We start from the raw sequence: 24,306 nt of genomic DNA, 5'->3' as shown, positions 1-24,306 counted from the left end.
CATGCGCTCAGGCCGCCGTCCGCGTCTTGCGCTGCGAGAGGTACTCGTACAGCTCCCAGCGCGCCGCCGCGTCCTGCTGGGCCATGTCGAAGAGGACCTTGGCCTCCTCGGGCTTGCTCTTGGCGAGCATCTGGAAGCGGTTCTCGCTCGCCAGGTACGCTCCGAGGCCGGCCGGCCTGGTCGGCTTGGAGTCGAGGATGAGCGGCGCCTCGCCGGCCTTGGCGCGATCGGGGGAGTAGCGGTACAGGATGAGCTTGCCCGTGTCCGCCGCGGCCTTCTGGTTCTGGTTGGCGGTGCGCATGTCGATGCCGTGGGCGATGCAGTGGCTGTAGGCGATGATCAGCGCGGGGCCGTCGTAGGCCTCGGCCTCGAGGAAGGTCTTCAGCGTCTGCTCGTCGCGGGCGCCCATGGCGACCGAGGCGACGTAGATGTTGCCGTAGGACATGGCCATGAGGCCCAGGTCCTTCTTGGCGGCGGGGTTGCCGCCGCTGCTGAACTTGGCCACCGCGCCGCGCGGCGTGGACTTCGACTTCTGGCCGCCGGTGTTGGAGTACACCTCGGTGTCGAGGACGAGCACCTTCACGTTCTTGCCGCTGGCGAGCACGTGGTCGAGCCCGCCGTAGCCGATGTCGTAGGCCCAGCCGTCGCCGCCGACGATCCAGACGCTCTTGCGCGTCAGGTTGTCCGCGACGCCGAGCAGGCGGCGCGCCTTGGGGTCCTTGAGCCCGGCGAGCTTCTTCTTGAGCTCGGCGACGCGCTCGCGCTGGTCGTAGATGTCGGCCTCGTCCTTCTGGGAGGCGTCGAGGATCGAGCGGGCCAGCTCCGGCCCCACCACGCCCTGCAGGCTCCTTAGGAGGTCGCGCGCGGCCCCGGTCTGATGGTCGGCCGAGAGGCGCATGCCCAGCCCGAACTCGGCGTTGTCCTCGAACAGCGAGTTGGCCCACGCGGGACCGCGGCCCTCCTCGTTCTTCGCCCAAGGGGTCGTCGGGAGGTTGCCGCCGTAGATCGAGGAGCAGCCGGTGGCGTTGGCGATGATCAGGCGGTCGCCGTACAGCTGGCTGAGCAGCTTGAGGTACGGCGTCTCGCCGCAGCCGGCGCACGCGCCGGAGAACTCGAACAGGGGCCGCTGGAACTGCTCGTGGCGGATCGAGCCGCTCTTGAGGAGGCGGCGGTCGACCTCGGGGAGCTCGAGGAAGAACTCCCAGTTCTTGCGCTCGGCCTCGACGAGCGGCGCCGCGGGGCGCATGTTGATGGCCTTGAGCTTGGTCTCGGACTTGTTGCGCGCCGGGCAGACGTCGACGCAGATGCCGCAGCCGGTGCAGTCCTCGACGGACACCTGGAGGGTGTACTTCATGCCCTTCCACTCGCGGTCCTTGGGATCGCAGGACTTGAAGGCGGCCGGGGCCCCGGTGAGCTCGGCCGGCATGTACACCTTCGGCCGGATCACGGCGTGGGGGCAGACGATGACGCACTTGGCGCACTGGATGCAGACGGACTCGTCCCAGACGGGGACCTCCTGAGCCAGGCCGCGTTTTTCCCACTGCGCGGTGGCCGTCGGATACGTGCCGTCCACGGGCATGGCGCTGACGGGCAGGCGGTCGCCCTCGCCGGCGCAGATCGGGCCGAGCGTGTCGCGCACGAAATCCGGCGCGCCCGGGGCGACCGGCGGCACCAAGGCGGCGTGGACGTGCCCGCCCGCGGGGACGACGACCTGATGGAGGTTCTTGAGGCTCTCCTCGACGGCCTTCAGGTTCTTGTTGACGAGCTCCTCGGACTTCTTGCCGTAGGCCTCGCGGATGGACTCGCGGATGGCCTCGACGGCCCGCTCCTTGGGGAGCACGCCGGAGATGGAGAAGAAGCAGGCCTGCATCACGGTGTTGATGCGGCCGCCCAGGCCGTTCTCGCGGGCGACCTTGTAGGCGTCGATGACGAAGAAGCGGATCTTGTTCGCCCGGATCGTCTCCTGGTCCTCCTTGGGCAAGGTCTCCCAGGCCGCGAGCGGGCCGGCGGCGGTGTTCAGCAGGAACACCCCTCCCGGCGCGAGCATGCGCAGCATTTTATATCTGCCGACGAAGGAGGTCTGATGGCAGCCGAGGAAATCGGCCTGCTCGATGAGGTAGGGCGCGCGTATCTGGGCAGGTCCAAAGCGAAGGTGGGAAACGGTCATCGCGCCGGACTTCTTCGAGTCGTAGACGAAGTAGGCCTGCACGAAGGACTCGGTGTGGTCGCCGATGATGTGGATGGTGTTCTTGTTGGCGCCCACGGTGCCGTCGGAGCCCAGGCCGTAGAACACCGCGCGGACGACCTCGTCGCCCTCGATGGACCAGTTCGAATCGTACGACAGGCTCAGGTGGGTGACGTCGTCCTCGACGCCGACCGTGAAGCGCGGCTTGGGGGCGGGCTTGGCGAGCTCGTCGAAGACGGCCTTGGCCATCGCGGGCGTGAACTCCTTGGAGGAGAGGCCGTAGACGCCGCCGATGACGCGCAGGTCCTCGCGACCGCCGCGCTTCAGCGAGGCAACGGCGTCGAGGAACAGGGGCTCGCCGGCGCTGCCGGGCTCCTTGGTCCGGTCGAGCACGGCGACGGACTTCGCGCTCTTGGGGAGCGCCGCGCAGAACAGCGCCGCGTCGAAGGGGCGGTACAGGCGGACCTTCAGGACGCCGACCTTCGCCCCCGATGCGTTGAGCGCGTCCGCCGTCGCGTGCAAAGTCTCGGCGCCGGAGCCCATGACGACGACGACGCGCTCCGCGTCGGGCGCGCCGTGGTACTCGTAGACCTTGTAGGCGCGGCCCGTGAGCTCGGCGAGCTCGTCCATCTTCTTCTGCACGATGCCCGGGACGGCGGCGTAGAACGGGTTGGCGGCCTCGCGTGACTGGAAGAAGACGTCGGGGTTCTGCGCGGTCCCGCGCAGGACCGGACGGTCGGGCGAGAGGCCGCGGCCGCGCTGCGCCTCGACCAAGGACTCGTCGACCAGCGCGCGGACGGTCTCGTCCGACAAGGTCAGGATCTTGTTGATCTCGTGGCTGGTGCGGAAGCCGTCGAAGAAGTGGACGAAGGGAACGCGCGCCTCGAGGGTGGCCGCGTGCGCCACCAAGGCGAGGTCGCCGGCCTCCTGGACGGAGTTCGAGCACAGCATGGCCCAGCCGGACGCGCGCGCGGCCATGACGTCGCCGTGATCGCCGAAGATGGACAGCGCGTGGGTCGCCAGGGAACGGGCGGCGACATGAAAGACCGCCGGGGTCAGCTCGCCGGCGATCTTGTACATGTTGGGGATCATCAACAGGAGGCCCTGCGACGCGGTGAAGGTGGTGGCCAAAGAGCCGTGCTGCAGCGCGCCGTGGATGGCGCCGGCGGCGCCGCCCTCGCTCTGCATCTCCATGACCGAGGGGATGTCGCCCCAGAGGTTCTTGCGGCCCTCGGAGGCCCACTGGTCGGCCCACTCGCCCATGTTGGAGGAAGGGGTGATGGGGTAGATGGCGACGACCTCGCTCAAGCGGTAGGCGACGTCGGAAACGGCCTGGTTTGCGTCGACGATCTCGTGGGGGGTAGTGGGCATAGGTCCTCAACGCCCACGTAAGCAACATAAAGGCCAACGAAAAAGGCCTTAAATTGCGCCGTTTATCCGAGAGTGGGGGAGGTCTTGGGAACCCACATCCCGCCGACGAGCCCGGTCATGATGGTCTTCCCGTCCTTGGGTCCGCCGTCGAACTGGAACTCGACGCAGGCGACCATCTTGCCCTCGCGGAAGTAGCCCTCGGGCTCGAAGCTGGCCAGGCAGGCGACCTTGTCGCCCGCGCGCACGGTCTCGAAGAACTCGACGCCGTCGACCTGGGTGAAGAAGCCGACCAGCAGGGCGATCTCCTCGGGGGTCATCTTCAGCGTCATGTGGTAGATGCACCAGGCCACGCTGCCGATCTGCGCGGCCATCTCGATCATCTTGAACGGCGGCGCCAAAGTGCCGTCCGGGGTGTAGCCCGCGCAATCCTCGGGCTTCCAGGTGTAGTTGCCGACGATGTGGTCGGCGTCGATCTCGACGATCTCGTCGATGAACCGCATCGGCCGCTGCTGCGGGACGAGGGCCAGCACCTGCTCGGGCGTCAGGACGGTCAAGCGGCCTCCTCGCGTATCTTGAGCTTGCCGCCGAGGGCCATCTCGCTCGGGAGCGGATAGCCGGCGTAGCGGATGTTCTTATGACAACCCACGTTCAGGTTCGTTGCTGAGAGGATCAGGCGGCCGCCGGCGTGCACTTTCGCGTCCGCGCGCACGAAGGCGTCGCCGTTCGGCGCGCGCGAGAAGCGCACGATGACGATCTCGTAGCGGATCAGCTCATCTTCCGGAAGGATCTCGCCGAAGACCTCGACGCGCTCGAAGCCGAGCGCCCGGCCGGTGCCGGGGTTCCGCCGCCAGGTGAGGAACAGCCCCATCAGCTGCCACACCGCGTCGATGGAGAGCACCGTGGGCTTGATGCCCGGCGTCATCGGGTAGAACCACTCGAGCGGGCCGTTGGAGCGCGTCGCCGAGATCGAGCCCTCGCCCGTGGCCTCGTCGAAGACGATCCGGTCGATCGCGCCGACCTCGAGCATCAGCGACGAGGGGAGGAGGCCGACCTCGAGCCCGGGGGCGTCGATCAAGGTTCCCTGCGACAGGGCGACGATCTCGGCGTGGTTGAGCCTCGACTTCGCGGCGAACTCGTCGTACGCGAGCTTGCGGATCGGCGCGTCCTCGGCGGGAGGCGCGGGGGCCGGCTTCGAGGGAGACTCCTCGGTCCAGTAGGCCGTCGCGACGGAGACGCTCCCGATGGTGTACACGAGGGTGCCGTCCACGGAGACGGTCGCCTTGCCGGTCAGTAAAGTCTCCCCGTCGGAGGTCTCTTCGGAGAGCACGTCGATCGCATAGACGATCTTCTTGTCGTAGGGCCGTATCTGCCCGAAGAAGGACACGTTCTCCATGCCCATGGTCTTGCCGCAGCCCTTCAGGCCGCGCCAGGCGGCGAAGAAGCGCAGGCACTGCCAGGCCGCGTCCACGCCCCAGCAGCCGGGCATCACGGGATCGCCGTTGAAGTGGCAGGGGTAGAACCAATCGTCGAGCTTGTTGTACCGGACGGCCTCGACGCGGCCGGTCCCGGAGGCGGCGTCCCAGGAGATCTCGGTCACCTCATGAAACGGGACGAGCAAGGAGCCGGGCAGCGCGGGCAGGCCGGCGGGGGCGTCCTCGAGGAGCCGGCCGGCGACGAAGTCGAGGATCTCGTCGCGGCTGAAGCGGCTCTTGGCCCGGAAGTCCGTGAATCTCATTTAGTTGCCCGGGCCATTATACTTAAGATAGTATCCGGACATGAGCATGGTCAAAGAGTTCAAGGAGTTCGCCCTCAAGGGCAACGTCATGGACATGGCCGTCGGCGTCATCATCGGCGGGGCGTTCGGCAAGATCGTCAGCTCCTTCCTCAACGACGTGGTGATGCCGCCTCTCGGGATGCTCATGGGCGGAGTGGACTTCACGGACAAGACCATCGTGCTCAAGGCCGCGGAGGGGACCGCTAAGGCGGTGACCTTGAACTACGGCGCCTTCGTCACGAACGTCGTCGACTTCGTCATCATCGCCGGGGCCGTGTTCGCCGCGGTGAAGGGCGTCAACGCCCTCAAGCGGGCCGAGCCCGCCGCTCCGCCCGCCCCGACCGAGAAGCAGTGCGCCGAGTGCCTGCTCAACATCCCGATCCGGGCCAAGCGCTGCGGGCATTGCTCCCAGCCCCAGCCCTCCTGACCGGATATGTCCCGGACCATCCTAGTCGTCGACGACGACGTCACTCTGGTCGCCCCGCTCAAGGACGGCCTCGAGTCGGCGGGCTACCGCGTCGCCGTCGCCTTCGACGCCGCTCAGGGCATCCTGCTCGCCCAGGAGCTCCGGCCGGACCTCATCATCCTCGACTTCTACATGCCCGGCGTGGACGGCGGGGCGGCGTACGAGCGCCTGCGCTCCTCGCCGCTGACGAGCTCGACCCCCGTGATCTTCTCGACGGGCCTGACGCTCGAGGAGCTCAAGGGAAAGATCAAGCCGGGCGCGAAGACCTTCTTCCTGCGCAAGCCGGTCGGGTTCTCAGGCATCCTCTCGGTGGTCAACCAGGTCCTCGGCGAGGACCGTCAGGCGTTCGCGAAGGTGACCTTGCCCAATACGACGGGCACGCCGCCTCCGCCCGCGGCCAAGGCGCCGGAGCCTAAACCGGAGCCGAAGGCCGCGCCGGCGGCCGCGCCCGCGCGAAAGGCGAAGTTCCATGAGTTCCAGGTGCGCGTGACCTACGCCGACACCGACAAGGCCGGGATCATCTACTACGCGAACTACCTGAAGTACCTCGAGCAGGGGCGCACCGAGCTGCTGCGCTCGCTCGGCGTGCGCTACCGGGACCTCGAGGTCCAGCGCAAGCTCTTCCTGCCGGCCGTGTCGGCGGACTGCGAGTACCTGGCCCCGAGCCGCTACGACGACCTGCTGACGATCCGGACCTGGATCTCGGAGCTCGGGCGCGCGAGCATCTCGTTCGCGTGCGAGGTCGTCGACGGCGAGCTCGGCGGCAAGGTCGTCGCGCGCGTCCGCTCGCGGCACGCGATCGTGACCGACCTGTGGCGCCCCGCTCGCGTGCCCGCCGACCTGCGCGTGCTGCTCGCGCCGTACGTCCAGCCTTGAAGTCAGCGCTGATCGTCTGGGTGCTCATCCCCGGCGGGAGCTTCCTGATGGGCTCCGACGAGTTCCCTCAGGAGCGCCCCGTCCATCGCGTGACGGTCAAGGCCTTCGAGCTCGGCCGCACCGAGGTCACCAACCGCCAGTACCAGGCCTGCGTGAAGGCGGGCGCCTGCGCGCCGCTCGACATGGACTGCCTCTCGCCCGCGTTCCGCGGCCCCGAGCAGCCGGTGGTGTGCGTCCCCTGGGCGCAGGCGCGCGCGTTCGCCGCCTGGGTCGGGGGGCGACTGCCCAGCGAGGCGGAGTGGGAGTACGCCGCCCGCGGCGCCGGCCGCGAGGTCCGCTACGCGTGGGGGAACGCGCCTCCGACCTGCCGCCGCGCCGTCTTCGGCGAGCGGCCGGACAAGCTCGGCTGCGGGCGGGACGCGACCTGGCCGGTGTGCTCCAAGCCGGCGGGCAACACGCCCCAGGGCCTGTGCGACATGGGAGGAAACGTCTGGGAGTGGACCGAGGACTGGTACCACGACTCCTACGACGGCGCCCCGTCCGACGGCTCGGCCTGGCTCGTGAAGTCGACCGGCTCCTATCGCTCCGACCGCGGCGGGCAGTGGGACGGGGACGCGCACAACCTGCGGGTGTTCAACCGCGACAGCGAGGACCCGGAGATCCGCGGCGAGCGGGGCACGGGCTTCCGCGTCGCGCGCGACGCGAAGGCGCCCTAGGTGTAGGGAACGCCGACGCCCTCGGCCGAGCCGAGCGTCAGTCCGCGCTCGCTCGTGTACCAGGACCAGGTCACCGAGACGAGGGCCTTGATGATGCCGGCGGCGGGCACGGCGAAGACCAGGCCGAGGAAGCCGAAGGTGGCGCCCCCGACGATGAGCGCGAGCAGGTTGGTCATCGCGTGCATGTGCAGGGAGTGGCGCGCGATGATGGGCTGGATCAGCATCTCCTCGAGCAGGCGGATGCCCACGAACAGCGCGGCGACCTTCACCCCGGCGACGATCGTGCCGTACTGATAGACGGCCATCGCCCCGCCGACGAGGATGCCCATGGCGAGGCCGAAATAGGGCACCACCGAGCTGACGCCTGAGATCGCGGCGATGATCAGGGCGTTGTCGACGCCGAGCGCCAGCAGGCCCAGGAACGAGACGATGAAGATCGCCGTCACGACGATGATGAGGCCGCGCAGGTAGTTCCCGAGGACCGTGTCGACCTCGCTGAGCAGGTGGATCGCCTGCTCGACGTAGCGGCTCGGGCACATCTGGATCCCTCCCTCGACCCCGTCCGGGGCGTCGAGCAGGAAGAAGAAGCCGATGAAGGGCACGAGCAGGGCGTGCGCGAGGAGGGGGATCATCGCGAGGACGTGGGAGGGGAGGTCCTGCAGGACGTGCATGACCCCTCCGAGGGCGGACTCGAGCGCGTGCTCGGCCACCTTCGGGGGCAGGGGCAGCTTCTTCGTCAGCGCCGCCTGCTGGGCGTAGATCGTCTTCTGGATCTCGCTGAGGTAGGCCGGAGCGCGGGTCTGCAGCAGCTCGGTCTCGGACAGGATCATCGACTTGAGCCCCGCGTAGGCGACGAAGGCGAGGGCCGCGGCGGCGAGGTAGCCGCAGACGACGAGCTGGGAGCGGCGCAGGCCGCGCGCCTCGAAGTAGCTGACGATCGGGTTGAGCACGTACGCGAAGGCGGCGGCGAGGACGAAGGGCGCGAGCGCGTGGTGCAGCCGGGAGAACGCGTACAGCAGCGCTCCCCCGACGACGAACGCGGTGAGGACGGGGAACTCGCGGGGCCGCTCAGTCATTCTTGCCGATGACGCTTTTGGGGTCCGCGTTCATGCGGCGCAGGCGCGCGGAGAGCAGCCGCGCCAGGTGGCGCATGATGGTCACGCCGATGCGCGGCTCGGACTGCAGGAGGGAATCGAGCTTGCTCTTGTAGAGCAGGTGCAGGCGGGTCTTCTCCGTCGCCGTGGCGGTGGCGGTGCGGGGCAGGGACTCGAGCAGGGCCATCTCCCCGAAGAAGTCGCCCGGCTTGAGCCTATAAAGGAGCACGGGCGTCTCGCCCGGCGACGGCCGGGTCAGCTCGACGGCGCCGGACTCGAGCACGAACAGGGCGCGGCCGATGTCGCCCTCGACGAAGACGATCTCCCCCTCGCGGTAGGTGCGGGAATGCAGGGCCGAGACGAGGTAGCCGAGCTCCCGGTCCCGGAGGTCCTTGAAGATCTCCAGCGAGCGCAGGAACTCCTTCTTGCGCGCGAACTGGGGGTCGACGAACCAGCGCTTGATCGATCTCAGCGCGGACATGTCAGCGGCGGAGGAACGACAAGCCGGCGGAGATGACCGTCCTCAGCGCGCCGCCCCAGCCGGAGCGGAAGGTCTCTCCCACGGACAGGACCTCCTGGTCGACGCGGTACGCGGCGACCTCGACGGCGGCGGCGGCGTCCTTGACGCGCAGCATCACGACGACGAAGACGCCGACCATCACGGCGAGCTCGACGACGATCAGGGCCAGGCAGACGGCGATGAAGGTGTCCATGGAGGGGATACTATCAAAAATTGTAGGATGCCCATCATGCCCGAAGCGCGCACCGACTGGTCGGCGACCATCAACCTGCCGAAGACCGATTTCCCCATGAAGGGGGACCTCGCCAGGCGCGAGCCGGAGCTCCTGAAAGTCTGGGAGGAGGAGGGACTCTATCAGAAGATGCGGGCGCGCCAGGAGGGCCGGCCCGCCTTCGTCCTCCACGACGGGCCCCCGTACGCCAACGGCAGCATCCACATCGGCCACGCCCTGAACAAGACGCTCAAGGACATGACCGTGAAGGCCCGCGCGCTGATGGGCCACTCCGCGCCCTACGTCCCCGGGTGGGACTGCCACGGCCTGCCGATCGAGACCGCCTTGCTCAAGGAGATGAAGATGAGTAAGCGCGGGGTCACCGACATCCCCAAGTTCCGCCGTGACGCCGCCGCCTTCGCGGAGCGCTTCATCGGCCTGCAGCGCTCGGAGTTCAAGCGCCTCGGCCTGCTCGGCGACTGGGAGAACCCCTACAAGACGATGTCCCGCGGGTACGAGGCGAAGATACTGCGCGCCTTCCGCCTGCTCGTGCAGAAGGGCCACGTCTACCGGGGCCTCAAGCCCGTGCTCTGGTGCCCGACGTGCGAGACCGCGCTCGCCGACGCCGAGGTCGAGTACAAGGACAAGACCTCTCCCTCGGTGTACGTCGCGCTCAAGCTCCGGCCTTTCAAGGCCGAGGCCGCCAAGAGCGACAAGCAGCTGCTCGACGGCGCCGAGCTCGTGGTCTGGACGACGACGCCCTGGACCTTGCCGGCCAACCGGGCCGCCGCCTTCAACCCGCTGCTCAAGTACACCTTGGTCGCCGCCGAGATCGGCGGGGTCAAGCGCTCTCTCCTCGTCGGACGCGACCGGCTCGAGGCGGTCAAGGCGATCGTCGGCGCGACGGCCTGGGAGGAGGTCAAGTCCTGGGACGGGTCCTACTTCGACGACCCCTCGATCACCTACGCTCTGCCGTTCCCGCCCTCCGCCGCGGACCACAGCGGCCGTACGGTCGTGGCCGACTACGTGACCGCCGAGGACGGCACGGGCATCGTCCACACGGCTCCCGGCCACGGCGAGGACGACTTTCACACCGGCATCAAGTACGGCCTCCAGATATTGAACCCCGTCGACAACTCCGGCGTGTTCACCGACAAGGCTCCCCAGTGGAAGGGGAAGAACATCTTCAAGGAAGGCAACCCCGAGATCGTGGCCGACCTCGCCGAGCGGGGCCTGCTCCTGGCCAAGAAGGACATCTCCCACTCCTATCCGCACTGCTGGCGCTGCAAGAACCCGGTCATCTTCCGCACCACCGAGCAGTGGTTCTTGAAGCTCTCGGAGGCCCTGCGCGGGCACCTGCTGGCCGAGATCGACAAGACGCAGTGGGTCCCCGCCGAGGGCCGCAACCGCATCGCCGCGATGGTGACCAACCGACCCGACTGGTGCCTGTCGCGCCAGCGCGTGTGGGGCACGCCGATCACCGTGCTGTACTCGGTCAAGACCGGCGAGGCGATCCTCGACGACGCCGTGCTCCAGGCCATCGAGCGCCACGCCGCGACCAACGGCACCGACTTCTGGTTCGAGAGGTGGGGCGAGGTCCTGACGCGCAAGGACTGGGGCTTCCTGCCGGATCATCCCGCTTTGGCCGACGGCTTCCGCCGCGAGTCGGACATCCTCGACGTGTGGCTCGACTCCGGCGTCTCCTGGCTCTCGGTGCTGGGCGAGGACGCCGTCGCCGACCTGTACCTGGAGGGCTCCGACCAGCACCGCGGCTGGTTCCAGAGCTCGCTCGTCATGTCCACGGCCCTGCGCGGCAAGGCCCCGTACAAGGCGGTGCTGACGCACGGTTTCGTCCTCGACGAGAAGGGCCGCGCGATGCACAAGTCGACCGGCAACGTGGTCGCGCCCCAGGAGGTCATCTCCAAATGGGGCGCCGACCTCCTGCGGCTCTGGGTCGCGCTGTGCGACTACAACGACGACGTGCGCATCTCCGACAAGCTCCTCGAGGGCCCCGCCGACTCGTACCGGCGCGTGCGCAACACCTTCAAGTACCTCCTCGGGAGCCTCGACGGGTTCGACTCGTCCAAGACGGTCGCTTACGGCGAGCTCCCGGAGATGGAGCGCTACCTCCTGCATCGCCTGGCCGCGCTCCAGAAGGCCGTGCTCGAGGACTACCGCGCGTACCGCTACCGCGACGCCGCGCGCCGCCTCGTGGACTTCTGCGCCTTCGACCTTTCGGCGCTGTACCTCGACGGGACCAAGGACCGCCTCTACACCTTCAAGGCCGGCTCGCCCGAGCGCCTCGCGGCCCAGACCGTCATGGCCGAGACCTTCGCGCGCCTGTGCTCCTTGCTGTCCCCGATCCTCTCCTTCACGGCCGAGGAGGCCTGGCGCTTCTGGCCCGCGCGTCCTTCCGCCAGCGTCTTCCTGTGGGACCTCCCGGAGACCGACGTGCGTTGGACCGACGAGGCCCTCGCGGCGCGGTGGGCCAAGGCGCTCGAGCTGCGCGAGCGCGTCATGAAGAAGATCGAGGAGGCCCGGACGGCCAAGCTGATCGGCAAGTCGCTCGACGCGCGGGTCACGCTCCCCGGGGACGCCGTGGAGTTCAAGCGTCTCGACCTCGAGGAGCTGTTCATCGTCTCCCAGGTGTCCTGGGGCGCGGTGTCGGACATCTCCGTCGTCCACGCCGACGGCGCGAAATGCCCGCGCTGCTGGCGCTGGCAGACCGACCTCGGCTCGGACCCGTCGGCCCCGGAGCTATGCGGACGCTGCGCGCGGCAGCTGTAGTCGCCCTCCTCGCGCTCGACCGCGCGACCAAGATCTGGGCCGCCGGCTCGCTCAAGGCCGCCGGCACGATCCCGCTCCTCCCGTTCTTCGACCTGACCTACGTCGAGAACACGGGCGCGGCGTTCGGCATGGGCCGCGGCGCCAACAAGCTCCTGACCGCGGTCTCCATCGGGCTGGTCGTCGCGCTGCAGGTCGTCCGGCGGCGCTGGCCGAAGGACGACCTTTGGCTGCAGTGGGGGGCCCTGCTCGTGACGGCCGGGGCGGTGGGCAACCTGTACGACCGCCTGGCGTTCGGCTTCGTCGTGGATTTCCTGCACCTGCACCATTGGCCCGTGTTCAACGTGGCCGACTCGTGCATCACGATCGGAGCCTGCATGCTGGCGTGGGGGATGAGGGACGAAGGACCGTCTAAGCCGTGAGCTTGGACAGGCCGTAGCCGATCAGGCCGCCGATCAGCACGCCGACGCCCATGCCGGCGAAGCCCCACAAGGAGCCGACGAGCAGCCCGATCATGGCGCCCTTGACGCCGCTGATGATGTGGTCCGACTTGAGCCACTCGTTGGGCTTGGGGGGCTCGATCTCCTTGTCCGGGCCGGGGGTCGGCGTCTTGAGATCCGCGCGCGCGCGCGCGTCGGCCTTGACCTGCTCGTCCTTCGCGATCTGCTCCGCCGTGCGGCCGTCGGTCGAGGCGCCCGCCCGCACGAGGTCTCCCTCGGGCCGGGCGCGCGCGCCGTCGAAGTTCGGCGCCTCGAGGTTCGCCGCGGGCCCGGCGGCACGGGCCGGGACGGCGAAGGCGGCGGCGAGCAGCATGGGCAGGACCAGGACTCTCATGCCCATAGGATAGCGCCAAGCGAAACGCCCCGTAAGGGGCGTTCGGTCCTTCCCGGCCTGGGCCTTTCGGCCTAAGCCGTCAGCTCGTGATCTTGGTCAGGCCGTAGAACAGGGCGCCGCCGAGCAGCGGCCCTAAGACGAGGCCCGCCGGCCCGAACAGGGACCCGACGAGGAGCCCGACCATCGCGCCCTTCGCGGCGCTGGTGAGCAGGTCCGAGGTGAGCCACTTGCTCTTCTCCTTCTCCTTGTTCTCCACGTCCGAGCCTGTAGGCACCGGGACGTTGGCGCCGACGGCGGGCTTTCCGCCGGTGCCCGCCGTGCCGTCGATCCGGCCGGGAATCTCATCGGGAAGATTTTTGCAGGCGTCCTGGCGGGCCTTCCGCGGCCACTTCGTGTCCCGCGTCTGCGTATTCGACTCCGCCGGCTTCGTCTGCGGCACCGCGTCCGGCACCGAATTCTGGGCGCCCTTCAGCGCGTCGGGGTTGTCGGTATCGATCACCGGAGCTCTCGTGTCGCCCTGGATTGTCGCGGGATCCGGCGGGTAATCCTTGCAGAACTGCCGTTGCTGGAACAGCGGCAGCTTCGCGAACTGCTCCGCCGTCATGTCGTCCGACGCGGGGGCCGCCGGGACCTTAGAGCGCGGAGGCACCTCGTTGTTCATCCGGTTGCGCAGGAGCTCCGCGTTCGTCAGCAGGTTGTTTTCCGTCGGATCGAGCTTGCCGTCCTTCGTCGCGCGCTTGAGGTAGCCGTCGTACATCTCCTTCTCCTTGGGCGTCAGGAGCGCGATCTCCTCCGGCGTCAGGATGGATCGGGGGGGCTTCTCGGGGGTGGTCGCGACCGGAGGCTTGCCCTCGGCGGAGCCGACGGCCGCGCGCGCGGCCGTCACGGCGAGGCGCAGGGCCACGGGATCGACGTTGGCCGGGGCGAAGCCCGTGCCTTGCGTGGCCACGCCGTCCGCCCCGTGCCTGGCCTGGTTGTACCTCAGCAGATCGTCGCCCTTCTTCGTGAGCAGGTCCCAGTCCGCCTTCGAGAGCTGGATCTCCAGCATCTTGGCCGTGTCCGGGCTGGCGGTCTCCTGGAAGGGAGCGATGACGGCCTTGACGTCCTTGGCGTCCTTGCCGCCCCACATCTCGGTCTTGCCGATGGCGTCCTTGATCTTGGCCTCGGCCTGGGCGGCGGGCAAGGCGCGGGCGGCCTTGTACCCGGCCAGCGCCTCGGGGCGGATCTGGGCCTCGAGGAGGGCCCGGTACTTGTCGTCGAGGGCCTTGCGCGCGGCGTCGTCCTTGGCGTCCTTGCGCGCGGCGGCGTAGGCCGCGGCCTGGACCTTGGTGAGCCAGCGCGTCTCCGTCTCCGCGATCAGGGCGAGCGAGGCGGCGGCGGGCGCGTCGGGGGCCTTGGCGGCGGTCACCTTGACCCAATCCTGGCCTCCGATGGCGGCGTGGGAGAGGGGCTTGTCCTTGAGGACGAGGTTGGCGCCGCCCGCGTCGACGCGGCGCAGCGCGTGGTCCTTGTAGACGACGTCGATGACGACGCGGTTGTTGCGGACGCGGTACTCCTTGCCGTCCGCCTTCTCCACCTTGTCGTCGGCGGGGACGATCCAGTCGACGCACTCGACGACGTCGTAGTTGCTCTTGAGGTGGCCGGAGATGTTCTTATGCCCGTCCTCCGCCTCGTGATAGCAATAGAACGTCATCATCGGCGTGGGCGCCATCGGGATCGGCGCCTGGGTGGTCTCGACGGCGTGCCAGCGGTGGATGTGCGTGACCTTGTCCTTCCAGTTCCCGGCCCAGGCCGTCTTCTTGAACTCGCGCTTGATCCCGTCGGACTTCGGCGGCTGCGCGCCCTTCTTCGGGTCCACCTTCGCGCCGCTCGAGTTGACCAAGGTGACGCCGGGGATGCGGATGTCGTGGGGGATCGCCGGGGGAGCCAGGTAGAAGGTGCCGGCGGGCATCGCCATCACCGTCACGGTCTTCGCCGCGCCGTCGGGGCCGATCAGCTTCTTGTTCCTCTCGTCGTAGCGGTAGTTGGTGAGGGCGGTGTAATAGGTGGGCGGAGTGCCGCCGGGGAAGCCGAGCAAGGTCGAGCTCAGGTCCTGACCGCCGAGCAGGGGGCTCAGGACGTCGCGGGGCTTCTGGCCGGGCAAGGTGAACCAGTTGGGCAGGCCGCCGGACTGAAGGCCGTTGTCCGCGAGGGAGCGCTCGCGGGGGAGGACGATCACGCGCGAGCGGTCCACCCGGGTGTTGTCGGCGGGCAGCGTCGGCCAGTACCTCAGCTGGTCGGTGATGTCGGCGCTGTTGCGGCTCGGCATCCAGAGCTGGGGGCCGGTGGGCTGGCCTCCGGGCCCGAGGAGGCGGACCGGCTCGCCGCGCATCGCGCCGGGGTACGGGTCCTTGGACACGCTGAGGACCGTCGCCATCCCGCCGAACAGGACGCTGCCGGCCGGGACGATGAAATACTCGTCGTAGGGATTGACCACGGTGATCGGGTCGCCCTTGGTCGCGCCCCGGGGCGCCAGGCGGATGAGGGAGACGTCCGACGGGTTCCGCTCGATGTGCAGGATCTTCCAATCGGCGGCGTTCTGGAGCCGCGAGAAGTCGGTGACGCCCCTGTTGTTCTGGGGGAAGATGATGGTCGGATCGCCGGCGCGCGCGGCGGACGCGGTCAGGGCGAGCAGAGCGGCGAGGAGGGCGCGAGGGGTTTTCATGGGGTCCTCATTGAATGCCTATTAGGGAACGCTGGAGTGAATATAAGCCCAAAACCGCCAAAACGCAAGGCCTTTTGGCCCCCGAAACGTCTGGGTCTAAAGGCCTACTTTCGGTCCATCAGCGCCACGAGCTCGACATGGCTGGTCTGCGGGAAAAGGTCGACGGGCTGCACCCGGCGCAGGACGTAGCCGGAGTGGGACAGGAAGCCGGCGTCGCGGGCGAAGGTCGCGGGGTCGCAGGAGACGTAGACGAGGCGCTTGATCTTCTTATCGGTCAGGAAGCGGCGTACGGGCTGGGAGAGCCCGACGCGGGGAGGGTCGACGACGACGCAGGTGTTGTCGGGAAGCTCGTTGGCGAGCTTCGGCAGCACGGACTCGGCGCGGCCGGCCTTGAAGCGGGCGTTGCGCACGCGGTTGCGCTCGGCGTTGCGGTAGGCGTCGTTGATCGCGTCCTTGTTCTCCTCGACGCCGAGGACCTTGGGGAAGGCGTCGGCCAGCCACAGCGTGAGGGTGCCGACGCCGCAGTACAGGTCGAGGCCGACGGGGAACTTCTTGCCGCCTTCCTTGGCGGCGTCTTTGGCCGCGTCGTAGAGGACCTCGGCGGCCGGCGTGTTGACCTGGAGGAAGGCGCCCGGGGAGGCCGAGAAGTGGAAGCGCCCCAAGGTCTCCTCGAGCTCGCGCTGGCCCCAGAGACGGCGCCACACGGGGCCGAGGACGACGGAGGTGCGCTCGGGGTTGATGTTCTGGTGGATGCCGACGATCTCGGGGTGGTTGGCGCGCAGCTCGGCGGCGAACACCTCCCGGTCGGGGAACTCCTGATGCGTGGTGACGAGGCCGACGAGGGCCTGGCCCTCGGCGTTGGTGCGGATGTAGAGGTGGCGCAGCCAGCCGCGGCCGGTCTTGCCGTCGAAGTAGGTCCAGCCGCGGGCGATGGCCATGGCCTTGACCGTGAAGGCGATGCGGGCCGACAGTTCCGGCTGGATCGGGCATTCCTTCATGTCCACGATCTCGCGGGAGCCCGCGGAGAAGAAGCCCATGCGCGGGCCGCTCGGGCCGGGCATGAAAGGGATCTGGACCTTGTTGCGGTAGCCGAAGGGCTTGGGCGCGCGCAAGGTCGGGAGGACGAGCTTGTCGGCCTCGGGGAACTTCCCGATGCGGGAGACGCAGTCCGCGACGATCTCCCGCTTGTGCTTGAGCTGGCTCTCGTAGGCGAGGTGCTGCCAGTCGCAGCCGCCGCAGGACGGGCCGGGGCGCGAGGGGGCGGCGTGGTGCTGGCACGGGGGATCGATGCGCTCGGGGCCCGAGGACAGGACCTTCTTGACGCGGGCGCGGGCGAAGTTGGACTTCGCGTCGAACACCTCGACCTCGAGGCGGTCGCCCGGGGCGGCGCCGGGCACGAACACGACGCGGTTGGAGCCCTCTGCCTTCGCGAGGCCGTCGCCGGCGGGGGCCATGCGGTCCACCTTGACCGTCAGGATCTCGCCGATCGAGGGGGAGGCGGTTCGTTGTTCCACGACGAGATGATACCAAACTAAGGGGGCAGCTGTTTCCGGAAACAGCTCGGCCTGTCGAGAACGTCCGGCGATTTCATAGAATCCCGTCATGACCGCCAAAGCCTCCTCCTCCGCCGTGAAGAAGCCCGGCCGCAACGCCGCCCTGTGGGACGAGCGCGCCCGCCTCGTCTCGAGCGGCACCGCCGCCTACACCTCCCTCGTCCTGGAGCGGGGGCTCGGCGCCAAGGTCTGGGACGTCGACGGCAAGGAGTACCTCGACTTCGCCGGCGGCATCGGCGCGCTCAACGTCGGGCACTGCCACCCGAAGGTCGTCGAAGCGCTCCGCGAGCAGGCGGGCAAGCTCCTTCACACGAGCTTCCACGTGGCGGCCTACGAGGGCTACCTCGACGTCTGCCGCGAGCTGATCGCCGCGGCGCCCTGGAAGGGGCCCAAGAAGGCGATCCTGTTCAACAGCGGCTCCGAGGCGATCGAGAACGCGGTCAAGTACGCCAAGGCCTACACCAAGCGCAAGGCCGTGATCAGCTTCGACAACGCGTTCCACGGGCGGACCCTGCTGTGCCTGGCGCTCGACGGCAAGTACAAGCCGCTGCGCCAGGGCCTCGGCCCCGTCCCGCCGGAGATCTTCCACGCGCGCTATCCCTACGCCTACCGCCCGCCCCACGGCCTGAAGGCGGAGGACCTGACCGCGTACTGTCTGTCGGAGCTCGAGAAGTTCTTCCTCGTCGACTGCGCCGCCGAGGACGTGGCCGCGATCGTCGTCGAGCCGGTTCAGGGCGAGGGCGGCTTCATCGTCCCGACGCCCGGCTTCCTGAAAGGCCTTCGGGCCGTCTGCGACAAGCACGGCATCGTGCTGATCGTCGACGAGGTCCAGACCGGCTTCGGGCGCACCGGCGAGATGTTCGCCATCGAGCACGACGGGATCGCGCCCGACCTCATGGTCGTCGCGAAGTCGCTGTGCGGCGGCATGCCGCTCTCGGGCGTCGTCGGCCGGGCCGACGTCATGGACTCCGTCGCGACCGGTGCAGTCGGCGGCACCTACGGCGGCAACCCGATGTCCTGCGCCGCCGCGCTCGCGGTGTTCGGGATCGTCAAGGAGCAGAAGCTCGTCGCGGCGGGGCGCCGCATCGGCGAGACGGTCAAGAAGCGCTTCGACGGCTTCCGCGACAAGTACCCTTTCGTCGGGGACTCCCGCGGCCTGGGCGCGATGCGCGCCGTCGAGCTCGTCGCCGACAAGAAGACGAAGGCGCCTCTGGCGCCCGCGCGCGTCAAGGAGATCCTGCACGGCTGCGAGGACCGCGGCCTCATCGTCATCAAGGCCGGCGTCCACGACAACGTGATCCGCACCTTGATGCCGCTGGTCATCTCCGACGCCGACCTGAACCGCGGCCTCGACATCCTGGCCGACGCGTTCGACGCCTTCAAGCTTTAGCGGCCTCGGGGTCCAGGGCGCCGAACAGGCGCCGCGTGATCGCGCCGATCGTCGGCACGATGAAGAACGCGCCCAGCACGTCGAGCGAGTAATGGTTGCGCGTGAGCAGGACCCCGGCGGCGTTGAGCAGCGAGACGGCGAGGCACGCCAGGGCGACCGGCTTGCGGTCGCGGCTCAGCAGGAAATACAGGAACGGCACGCCGGTATGGCCGGAGAAGAACAGCTCCTGGTCGAAGAGCAAGGTGCCGTGGATGCCCGAGGCCACGCCGCCTCGATACAGCGGCATCAGCCCGGGCAGCGCCCCGACCGGCGTGAGCAGGAGGAACAGATCGCGCACGAGCATCAGCACGCCCGTCGCGACGACCAGGTAGGGCACCCGGCCGGGCCCGCGCGCGAGCCAGTACGAATAGAACGCGGCTAAGAAGAGGAGGTAGCCGCCGGAGAGGAAGCCGGTCCAGTCCTTGAGCGGCAGGACGGCGCAGAACGGGTCGAGGCCCGGAGGGAACGGCTGGCCCGCGCGATAGCGGCAGAGGATCGCCAGCAGCGCGTACGCGGCGGCGATGAGGAACAGGCCGAAGCCGGTCCAGCCGAGCCATCGAAGGGCGGGTCGCCGCATGGCGCATTATAACCAAGCAAGGCTCTCCGAGGACATTGCGGGGATGAGTCGTCTGCCTTAATTTTATAGAATGGCCTCGTGATCCGCTCCTTGACGCTCGCGTCGGCCGCGTTCGCGCTGGCCGCCGGCTGCATCCCCTATCCCGGGGAGCTGCCGGACGACGGGCGCGGGCGCTCCTACTCCGGGGTCATGGAGGGCGTCTATCCCGGCCTCGAGGCGGGCGCGCAGGAGAACTCGAGCCTGCACTTCAAGGTGAAGGCCTACGGTCAGGACACCGTGCTCGGCGTCTCGAACCAGGCCGAGGCCGCCTACACGCGGATCATGACCGACACCGGCCTCAACTCGTTCATGCCGCGCGGCCTGTATCAGATCGTCGTCTACGGCACGCAGGACGAGTACCGCAAGAAGACCGGACAGCCCGACTGGTCCGGCGGCGTGGCGGTCGGCAACGCGATCTACACCTATTCGTCGGCGCGCGTCGACGCCGTGCTGTCCCACGAGATCACCCACCTGATCTGGTTCGAGTACATGGGCCGCGTCAACCCGGACCACCGCTGGGTCAACGAGGGCCTGGCGGTCTTCCAGGAGAACAAGGCCGTGGGCTCCCGCGGCCAGGGCGACCTGTTCTCGTCGGTGCGCGGGACCATGCGCTCGCAGACGATCCCGATGGACCAGATGATCCGCCTGGTGCCCGCCACCGAGCGCGCCTACGAGGTCAGCCTCTGGTACGCGCAGGCGGAGAGCATGGTCCGCTTCATGATCGAGCGCGGCGGACGCATCGGCTTCTCCCAGTTCCTGGGCGCGCTGCGCTACGACAAGAACCTGGATCAGGCCGTCGCCGAGGGCTTTCCCGGCTCGTGGCGGACGCTCGAGGAGCTCGAGCGGGACTGGAAGAGGAGCCTGCAATGAAGACCGCCCCCGCCGCCGGAGCCCGCCGCGTCGTGCTGCCCGTGCGCGGCATGCACTGCGCGTCCTGCGTGGCGAAGGTCGAGGGCGCTCTGACGAAGCTCGAGGGCGTGAAGGCGGTGTCGGTGGACCTGCCCTCGCGCACGGTCGCCGTCGACTTCACGCCGATCCCGGGCAAGCTCGAGGTCCGCTCGCTGCGGCGCGCGATCGAGAAGGCCGGCTACGACGTGCTCGGCGAGAGCGAGTCCCGCACGCAGGCCGAGTCCATGAGCCTGCTCTCCCAGCAGGCCGAGCAGCGCGCGCTGATGACGCGGCTGCAGGTCGCGGTCGTCTTCTCCATCCCGCTGATGACGGCGCACATGCTGGGGCTATCTCCCTACACCGCGCTGTTCCTCGCCGTGCCCGTGCAGCTGTGGGGCGGCTGGCACTTCCACCAGGGCTTCTCCCGCGCGCTGCTCCGCCGCCGCGCCGACATGGACACCTTGGTCTCCGTGTCCACGTGGGCCGCGTTCCTCTACAGCGCCTACGTCGTGTTGTTCCCCGAGACCCTTCCGCCCGCGGCCCGCGTCACCCAGTGGGACGCCGTCAGCGGCCTGATCGTGTTCGTGACCTTGGGCCGCTGGCTCGAGTCGCGCACGCGCGGCAAGACGAGCGAGGCCGTGGCCAAGCTCATGCGCCTGGCGCCCAAGACCGCCCGCGTCCTGCGCGGCGGGGAGGAGGTCGTCGTGCCCCTGGCCGAGGTCGAGGTCGGCGAGACCGTCCGCGTCCGCCCCGGCGAGCAGATCGGCACCGACGGCGAGGTCGTCGCCGGGAGCTCGACGCTCGACGAGTCGATGCTGACGGGCGAGAGCCAGCCCGTCGAGAAGACGGTCGGCTCGCGCGTCTGGGGCGGCACGCTCAACAAGGGCGGAGCCCTCGAGGTCCGCGTGGTCCGTCCCGGGGACGAGTCGGCGCTGGCGCGCATCGTCGAGGCGGTCCGCGAGAGCCAGGCCACCAAGCCTAAGATCCAGCGCTACGTCGACAAGATCGCCGCCTGGTTCGTGCCGGTGGTCATCGGCCTCTCCATCCTGACGGCCGTCCTGTGGATGCGGTGGGGGCCGGAGCCCCGCTTCCTGCTCGCGATGACGTGCGCGGTGTCGGTGCTCGTCTCGGCCTGCCCCTGCGCGCTGGGCCTGGCGACGCCGCTCGCCGTGGTCGCGGGCATCGGGCGCGCGGCGGAAATGGGCGTCTTCTTGAGGAACGCCGAGATCCTGGAAGAGGTCGGCAAGCTCGACGTCGTCCTCTTCGACAAGACCGGCACGCTCACCGAGGGCCGGCCGCGCGCGGCCGGCGCGATCACCTTGCGCGGGACCGAGAGCGAGATGCTCTCCTGGGCGCTGGCCTGCGAGGAGCGCTCCGAGCATCCGTTCGCGGCCGCGATCGTCGCGCTCGCCAAGGAGCGCAAGGTCGCGGCCCCGAAGGTGGACTCCTTCGAGGCGCTGCCCGGCCGCGGCGTGCTCGTGACCTCCGGGGGACTGAAGGTGCGCGCGGGCAGCCTGCCGTGGCTCAAGGAGGAAGGCGTCTCGATCCCCGCCGACCAGGCCATGCGCTTCTCCGAGTTCGGCTCTTTGCTCGGCGTCGCCCTCGGGTCCGACCTCCTGGGCGCGTTCCAGATGGAGGACGCCCTGCGCCCGTCCGCCCCGGCCGCCGTCGCCGCGCTCAAGGACATGGGCCTCGAGGTCTACCTCGTCTCCGGCGACCGCAACGCCGCCGCCTACCGGGCGGCCGAGCTGTGCGGCATCGGCACCGTCTTCGCGGAGATAAGACCCGAGGAAAAGGCCGGCATCGTGCGCCGCTTCCAGACCGAGGGCAAGAAGGTCGCCATGGTCGGCGAGGGCTTCAACGACGCCCCCGCCCTGTCCCACGCCGACGTCGGCGTGGCGCTGGCCACCGGCACCGACGTCGCGATCGAGTCGGCCGACATGACCTTGCTCAACCCCGACCTGATGACCCTGGCGCGCGCGATCAAGCTCAGCCGCCGCATCCGCCGCGTGATCCGCGAGAACCTGGCCTGGGCGTTCGTCTATAACCTCCTGCTCATCCCCGTGGCCGCCGGCGCGCTGTACCCGCGGTTCGGCGTCCTGCTCCGCCCGGAGTACGCCGGCGCGGCGATGGCCTTGAGCTCGATTTCCGTCGCTTTGAATTCCCTGAGACTGAGGAGACGAGATGTCCAATAAGAAGCCCCTGATCTACGGCTACAACCCCGACCTGTCGCTGTCCGGCGCCGACGCGCCCCTGCCGCCGATCGAGACCTGGCCCAACCAGTACAAGGGCTACGAGATCAAGATCGAGGTCCCCGAGTTCACCTCGGTGTGCCCGAAGACCAAGCTGCCCGACTTCGGCGCGATCACGGTGCGCTACCTGCCGAACAAGGAATGCCTCGAGCTGAAGAGCTTCAAGTATTACATGCTCGGCTACCGCAACATGGGCATCTTCTACGAGAACGCCGTCAACCGGATCTGCGACGACGTCGCGAAGGCGACGAAGCCCGTCTGGCTCGAGGTCGTCGGCAAGTTCACGCCGCGCGGCGGCATGCAGTCCACGATCACCGCCCGCTGGCCGCGCAAGGCGTTCGGGCCGCGTTGATCCCCGCGGATCGGCGGCTGCGGGCCGGGCTCCTCGCCGCCGGGGCGCTGCTGCTGCTGTTCCGCCTGGGCCGCCCCGCGCTCTGGCAGGACGAGGCCGAGACCGCGCTGCGCGCCGCGACCGTGCGGGAGGCGGGCGTCCCCCGCATGGCCCTCGACGGCGCGCTGGTGACCACCCAGCCGACGCTCGCCCGTTTCGAGGGGAACTCCTCCGGCGTCTGGGTCTGGAACACCTGGCTCTCGGTGTACCTGACCGCGGCCTCGTTCCTCGTCTTCGGGCCCACCCCTTTCGCCGCGCGCCTGCCCTTCGCGCTGGCCGCCCTGCTGACTTTATGGCTGCTGCCGCGCCTGTTCGAGGACGACGGCGACCGCCCCTGGGCCGCGGAGGCGGGGGCCGTCCTGCTGACGCTGTCGCCGGCCTTCCTCCTCTTCGCGCGCCAGTCCCGCTATTACGCGCTGACCGCGCTCGGCTCGGTCCTGACGATGCTGGCGTGGCGCCGCCTGCTCGCCGGAAAGAAGGGCGGTGCGGCCAGCCTCGCGCTCGCGCTGCTCCTGCTGCTGCACTCCCTGTTCGCCTTCTTCGCGATCGCGGCGCTGGCCCTCGCCGCGGACGCGGCCCTGCGCGGGCGCGAGTGCCTCGGGCGGCGGTTCCAGGCCGCGGCGGCGGCGACCGCGGCGCTCGCCCTGCCGGCGATCTGGTACTTCCGCGTCTGGGACCGTCCCGGCAACCACCTCTACGCGCCGGTCGAGGCGCTCGAGTTCCTCAAGACGTTCCTGATGTGGATCGCGCTGTTCGCCGCCGCGCCGCTCCTTCCCGCGGCCGTCGCGGCCAAGCGCCGGGAGTGGTGGCTCGTCGCGGCGGGCTTCGTCCTTCTCTGCGGCCTCGTCGCGGAGGGGGCGTCCTCGCGCGTCGCGGCGGCGCTCGCCTTCGTCTGGCTCGCGGTCAACGCCGTCCGCTCCCGGGACATGGAAAGGCTGGCCTGGCTCTGGCTCGCCGCGACGCTCGGCCTGCTGTGCGTCTTCGCGGCGGAGCCTTACGGGCGGTATCTGATGGGCGCGCTCCCGGCCCTCGCCTATCTCGGCGGGCGCTGGGTCTCCGAGCTCGCCGGCGGCCGCCCCGCGCCCGCGCTCGCCCTGGCGGCCGCGCTGGCGGCGGTGAACTGGGCGGGCTGGCTGCCGCTGAAGGCGGCCGCGCTGCTGGCCGCGCCGGCGGCTCCGGCCGAGACCGTGTCGGGGATGATGCGCCAGCGTCTGCGCGACGCCGGTCCGCGCTCCGACCTCGCGCGCTTCGCCGGCGAGCTCGTCCGCGGGCCCGAGGGCTACGTCGAGTCCGCCGCGCGGGCGATCCGGGAGCGCGGGGGGGAGACGGCCTACTCCGACGCCGACCACCTGTCGCTGATGTTCGCCGCCGGCGTCAAGCCGGTCTATAAAGAGGAGCTCGAGTTCCTCAAGCCCGATTGGCTGCTGATCTCGCCGTGGCTGCGTCTCGATCCCCAGGCGTCGATCGAGCTCGCCGCCCTCGCGACGAGCGCGGCCTACGAGCCCGTCCTCGTCTCGGCGCCGCGCCTGCTGTGGCAGAACAACCCCGACCCGCTGTTCCGCGACTTCTCGCCGAAGGCGGGGCCTCTGGCGCTGTTCCGCCGCCGGCGCTGAGCCGCCTAGGCCTTAAGGCCCATTGACGC

At 69.3% G+C, this 24,306-nt stretch carries 20 protein-coding genes; 10 read left to right on the top strand and 10 right to left on the bottom strand.

Annotated features, from left to right (window positions below; genetic code table 11):
• Positions 1 to 7: 7 nt before the first annotated feature.
• From nifJ to fabA, 3 genes are all read right to left on the bottom strand, one after another.
• Positions 8 to 3,556: a pyruvate:ferredoxin (flavodoxin) oxidoreductase gene (nifJ, locus tag HYV14_01105; GenBank protein MBI2384587.1), complete on the bottom strand. Its 3,549-nt coding sequence runs from the start codon at positions 3,554 to 3,556 to the stop codon at positions 8 to 10.
• A gap of 62 nt (positions 3,557 to 3,618) precedes the next feature.
• Positions 3,619 to 4,110, bottom strand: a complete 492-nt coding sequence (locus HYV14_01100) for a hypothetical protein (protein ID MBI2384586.1) — start codon at positions 4,108 to 4,110, stop codon at positions 3,619 to 3,621.
• Positions 4,107 to 5,291, bottom strand: coding sequence for a bifunctional 3-hydroxydecanoyl-ACP dehydratase/trans-2-decenoyl-ACP isomerase (fabA, locus tag HYV14_01095; GenBank protein ID MBI2384585.1), 1,185 nt, complete (start codon positions 5,289 to 5,291; stop codon positions 4,107 to 4,109). The genes HYV14_01100 and fabA overlap by 4 nt, the downstream gene beginning before the upstream one ends.
• 40 nt (positions 5,292 to 5,331) lie before the next feature.
• Between fabA and mscL the strand changes: the two genes are divergently transcribed.
• Genes mscL through HYV14_01080 form a run of 3 tightly spaced genes read left to right on the top strand, consistent with a single transcriptional unit; the run spans position 5,332 to position 7,388 of the window.
• Complete coding sequence (mscL, locus tag HYV14_01090) at positions 5,332 to 5,757, top strand: large-conductance mechanosensitive channel protein MscL (GenBank protein MBI2384584.1); 426 nt, start codon at positions 5,332 to 5,334, stop codon at positions 5,755 to 5,757.
• Between the two features lie 6 nt (positions 5,758 to 5,763).
• Positions 5,764 to 6,672 carry a YbgC/FadM family acyl-CoA thioesterase gene (locus HYV14_01085; protein ID MBI2384583.1) on the top strand — a complete coding sequence of 303 codons (909 nt, stop codon included), beginning with the start codon at positions 5,764 to 5,766 and terminating at the stop codon, positions 6,670 to 6,672.
• Positions 6,669 to 7,388, top strand: coding sequence for a formylglycine-generating enzyme family protein (locus HYV14_01080; GenBank protein ID MBI2384582.1), 720 nt, complete (start codon positions 6,669 to 6,671; stop codon positions 7,386 to 7,388). Before HYV14_01085 ends, HYV14_01080 begins: the two co-directional genes overlap by 4 nt.
• Here HYV14_01080 and HYV14_01075 read toward each other — a convergent pair.
• Genes HYV14_01075 through HYV14_01065 form a run of 3 tightly spaced genes read right to left on the bottom strand, consistent with a single transcriptional unit; the run spans position 7,385 to position 9,195 of the window.
• Positions 7,385 to 8,464: an AI-2E family transporter gene (locus tag HYV14_01075; protein ID MBI2384581.1), complete on the bottom strand. Its 1,080-nt coding sequence runs from the start codon at positions 8,462 to 8,464 to the stop codon at positions 7,385 to 7,387. The two genes, HYV14_01080 and HYV14_01075, sit on opposite strands and share 4 nt — an antisense overlap.
• Complete coding sequence (locus tag HYV14_01070) at positions 8,457 to 8,963, bottom strand: cyclic nucleotide-binding domain-containing protein (GenBank protein MBI2384580.1); 507 nt, start codon at positions 8,961 to 8,963, stop codon at positions 8,457 to 8,459. The genes HYV14_01075 and HYV14_01070 overlap by 8 nt, the downstream gene beginning before the upstream one ends.
• Position 8,964: 1 nt before the next feature.
• The gene (locus HYV14_01065; GenBank protein ID MBI2384579.1) at positions 8,965 to 9,195 is read right to left on the bottom strand and encodes a hypothetical protein; all 231 of its coding nucleotides are present in this window, start codon (positions 9,193 to 9,195) and stop codon (positions 8,965 to 8,967) included.
• Between the two features lie 36 nt (positions 9,196 to 9,231).
• On the opposite strand from HYV14_01065, the gene ileS reads away from it, so the two are divergent.
• Both ileS and lspA read left to right on the top strand, forming a co-directional pair.
• Positions 9,232 to 12,000, top strand: a complete 2,769-nt coding sequence (ileS, locus tag HYV14_01060; GenBank protein ID MBI2384578.1) for an isoleucine--tRNA ligase — start codon at positions 9,232 to 9,234, stop codon at positions 11,998 to 12,000.
• A complete protein-coding gene (gene lspA / locus HYV14_01055; protein MBI2384577.1) occupies positions 11,973 to 12,419 on the top strand; it encodes a signal peptidase II in 447 nt (148 codons plus the stop codon). Before ileS ends, lspA begins: the two co-directional genes overlap by 28 nt.
• Here the strand turns inward: lspA and HYV14_01050 are convergent.
• The 3 genes from HYV14_01050 to rlmD all read right to left on the bottom strand — a co-directional run bounded on the left by HYV14_01050 (position 12,409) and on the right by rlmD (position 17,049).
• A complete protein-coding gene (locus tag HYV14_01050; protein MBI2384576.1) occupies positions 12,409 to 12,831 on the bottom strand; it encodes a hypothetical protein in 423 nt (140 codons plus the stop codon). The two genes, lspA and HYV14_01050, sit on opposite strands and share 11 nt — an antisense overlap.
• A gap of 79 nt (positions 12,832 to 12,910) precedes the next feature.
• The gene (locus HYV14_01045) at positions 12,911 to 15,535 is read right to left on the bottom strand and encodes a hypothetical protein (protein ID MBI2384575.1); all 2,625 of its coding nucleotides are present in this window, start codon (positions 15,533 to 15,535) and stop codon (positions 12,911 to 12,913) included.
• 104 nt (positions 15,536 to 15,639) lie between these two features.
• Positions 15,640 to 17,049 carry a 23S rRNA (uracil(1939)-C(5))-methyltransferase RlmD gene (gene rlmD, locus HYV14_01040; GenBank protein MBI2384574.1) on the bottom strand — a complete coding sequence of 470 codons (1,410 nt, stop codon included), beginning with the start codon at positions 17,047 to 17,049 and terminating at the stop codon, positions 15,640 to 15,642.
• Positions 17,050 to 17,137: 88 nt separating this feature from the next.
• Between rlmD and HYV14_01035 the strand changes: the two genes are divergently transcribed.
• Complete coding sequence (locus tag HYV14_01035; protein MBI2384573.1) at positions 17,138 to 18,478, top strand: aspartate aminotransferase family protein; 1,341 nt, start codon at positions 17,138 to 17,140, stop codon at positions 18,476 to 18,478.
• Here HYV14_01035 and HYV14_01030 read toward each other — a convergent pair.
• Positions 18,468 to 19,094, bottom strand: a complete 627-nt coding sequence (locus HYV14_01030) for a hypothetical protein (GenBank protein ID MBI2384572.1) — start codon at positions 19,092 to 19,094, stop codon at positions 18,468 to 18,470. The genes HYV14_01035 and HYV14_01030 overlap by 11 nt on opposite strands.
• 78 nt (positions 19,095 to 19,172) lie before the next feature.
• On the opposite strand from HYV14_01030, the gene HYV14_01025 reads away from it, so the two are divergent.
• The 4 genes from HYV14_01025 to HYV14_01010 are packed head-to-tail and all read left to right on the top strand — an operon-like array spanning position 19,173 to position 24,277.
• The gene (locus tag HYV14_01025) at positions 19,173 to 20,003 is read left to right on the top strand and encodes a hypothetical protein (protein MBI2384571.1); all 831 of its coding nucleotides are present in this window, start codon (positions 19,173 to 19,175) and stop codon (positions 20,001 to 20,003) included.
• On the top strand, positions 20,000 to 22,216 hold the full coding sequence (locus HYV14_01020; GenBank protein ID MBI2384570.1) for a copper-translocating P-type ATPase: 2,217 nt from the start codon (positions 20,000 to 20,002) through the stop codon (positions 22,214 to 22,216). The genes HYV14_01025 and HYV14_01020 overlap by 4 nt, the downstream gene beginning before the upstream one ends.
• Positions 22,206 to 22,625, top strand: a complete 420-nt coding sequence (gene queF, locus HYV14_01015; GenBank protein MBI2384569.1) for an NADPH-dependent 7-cyano-7-deazaguanine reductase QueF — start codon at positions 22,206 to 22,208, stop codon at positions 22,623 to 22,625. The genes HYV14_01020 and queF overlap by 11 nt, the downstream gene beginning before the upstream one ends.
• Positions 22,622 to 24,277, top strand: coding sequence for a glycosyltransferase family 39 protein (locus HYV14_01010; protein ID MBI2384568.1), 1,656 nt, complete (start codon positions 22,622 to 22,624; stop codon positions 24,275 to 24,277). Before queF ends, HYV14_01010 begins: the two co-directional genes overlap by 4 nt.
• Positions 24,278 to 24,306 lie beyond the last annotated feature (29 nt).

The organism is Elusimicrobiota bacterium (genome assembly GCA_016182905.1).
GTDB lineage: Bacteria > Elusimicrobiota > Elusimicrobia > UBA1565 > UBA9628 > GWA2-66-18.
Note: the sequence above shows the minus strand (reverse complement) of the source record. Positions and strands in the feature narration are given on the sequence as shown.

Coding starts and splice junctions, on each gene's coding strand:
- HYV14_01020 (MBI2384570.1), top strand. CDS start 20,000: ATGAAGACCGCCCCCGCCGCCGGAGCCCGCCGCGTCGTGCTGCCCGTG.
- HYV14_01070 (MBI2384580.1), bottom strand. CDS start 8,963: ATGTCCGCGCTGAGATCGATCAAGCGCTGGTTCGTCGACCCCCAGTTC.
- HYV14_01065 (MBI2384579.1), bottom strand. CDS start 9,195: ATGGACACCTTCATCGCCGTCTGCCTGGCCCTGATCGTCGTCGAGCTC.
- lspA (MBI2384577.1), top strand. CDS start 11,973: ATGCGGACGCTGCGCGCGGCAGCTGTAGTCGCCCTCCTCGCGCTCGAC.
- HYV14_01035 (MBI2384573.1), top strand. CDS start 17,138: ATGACCGCCAAAGCCTCCTCCTCCGCCGTGAAGAAGCCCGGCCGCAAC.
- fabA (MBI2384585.1), bottom strand. CDS start 5,291: ATGAGATTCACGGACTTCCGGGCCAAGAGCCGCTTCAGCCGCGACGAG.
- HYV14_01075 (MBI2384581.1), bottom strand. CDS start 8,464: ATGACTGAGCGGCCCCGCGAGTTCCCCGTCCTCACCGCGTTCGTCGTC.
- ileS (MBI2384578.1), top strand. CDS start 9,232: ATGCCCGAAGCGCGCACCGACTGGTCGGCGACCATCAACCTGCCGAAG.
- nifJ (MBI2384587.1), bottom strand. CDS start 3,556: ATGCCCACTACCCCCCACGAGATCGTCGACGCAAACCAGGCCGTTTCC.
- queF (MBI2384569.1), top strand. CDS start 22,206: ATGTCCAATAAGAAGCCCCTGATCTACGGCTACAACCCCGACCTGTCG.
- mscL (MBI2384584.1), top strand. CDS start 5,332: ATGAGCATGGTCAAAGAGTTCAAGGAGTTCGCCCTCAAGGGCAACGTC.
- HYV14_01030 (MBI2384572.1), bottom strand. CDS start 19,094: ATGCGGCGACCCGCCCTTCGATGGCTCGGCTGGACCGGCTTCGGCCTG.
- HYV14_01045 (MBI2384575.1), bottom strand. CDS start 15,535: ATGAAAACCCCTCGCGCCCTCCTCGCCGCTCTGCTCGCCCTGACCGCG.
- HYV14_01085 (MBI2384583.1), top strand. CDS start 5,764: ATGTCCCGGACCATCCTAGTCGTCGACGACGACGTCACTCTGGTCGCC.
- HYV14_01050 (MBI2384576.1), bottom strand. CDS start 12,831: ATGAGAGTCCTGGTCCTGCCCATGCTGCTCGCCGCCGCCTTCGCCGTC.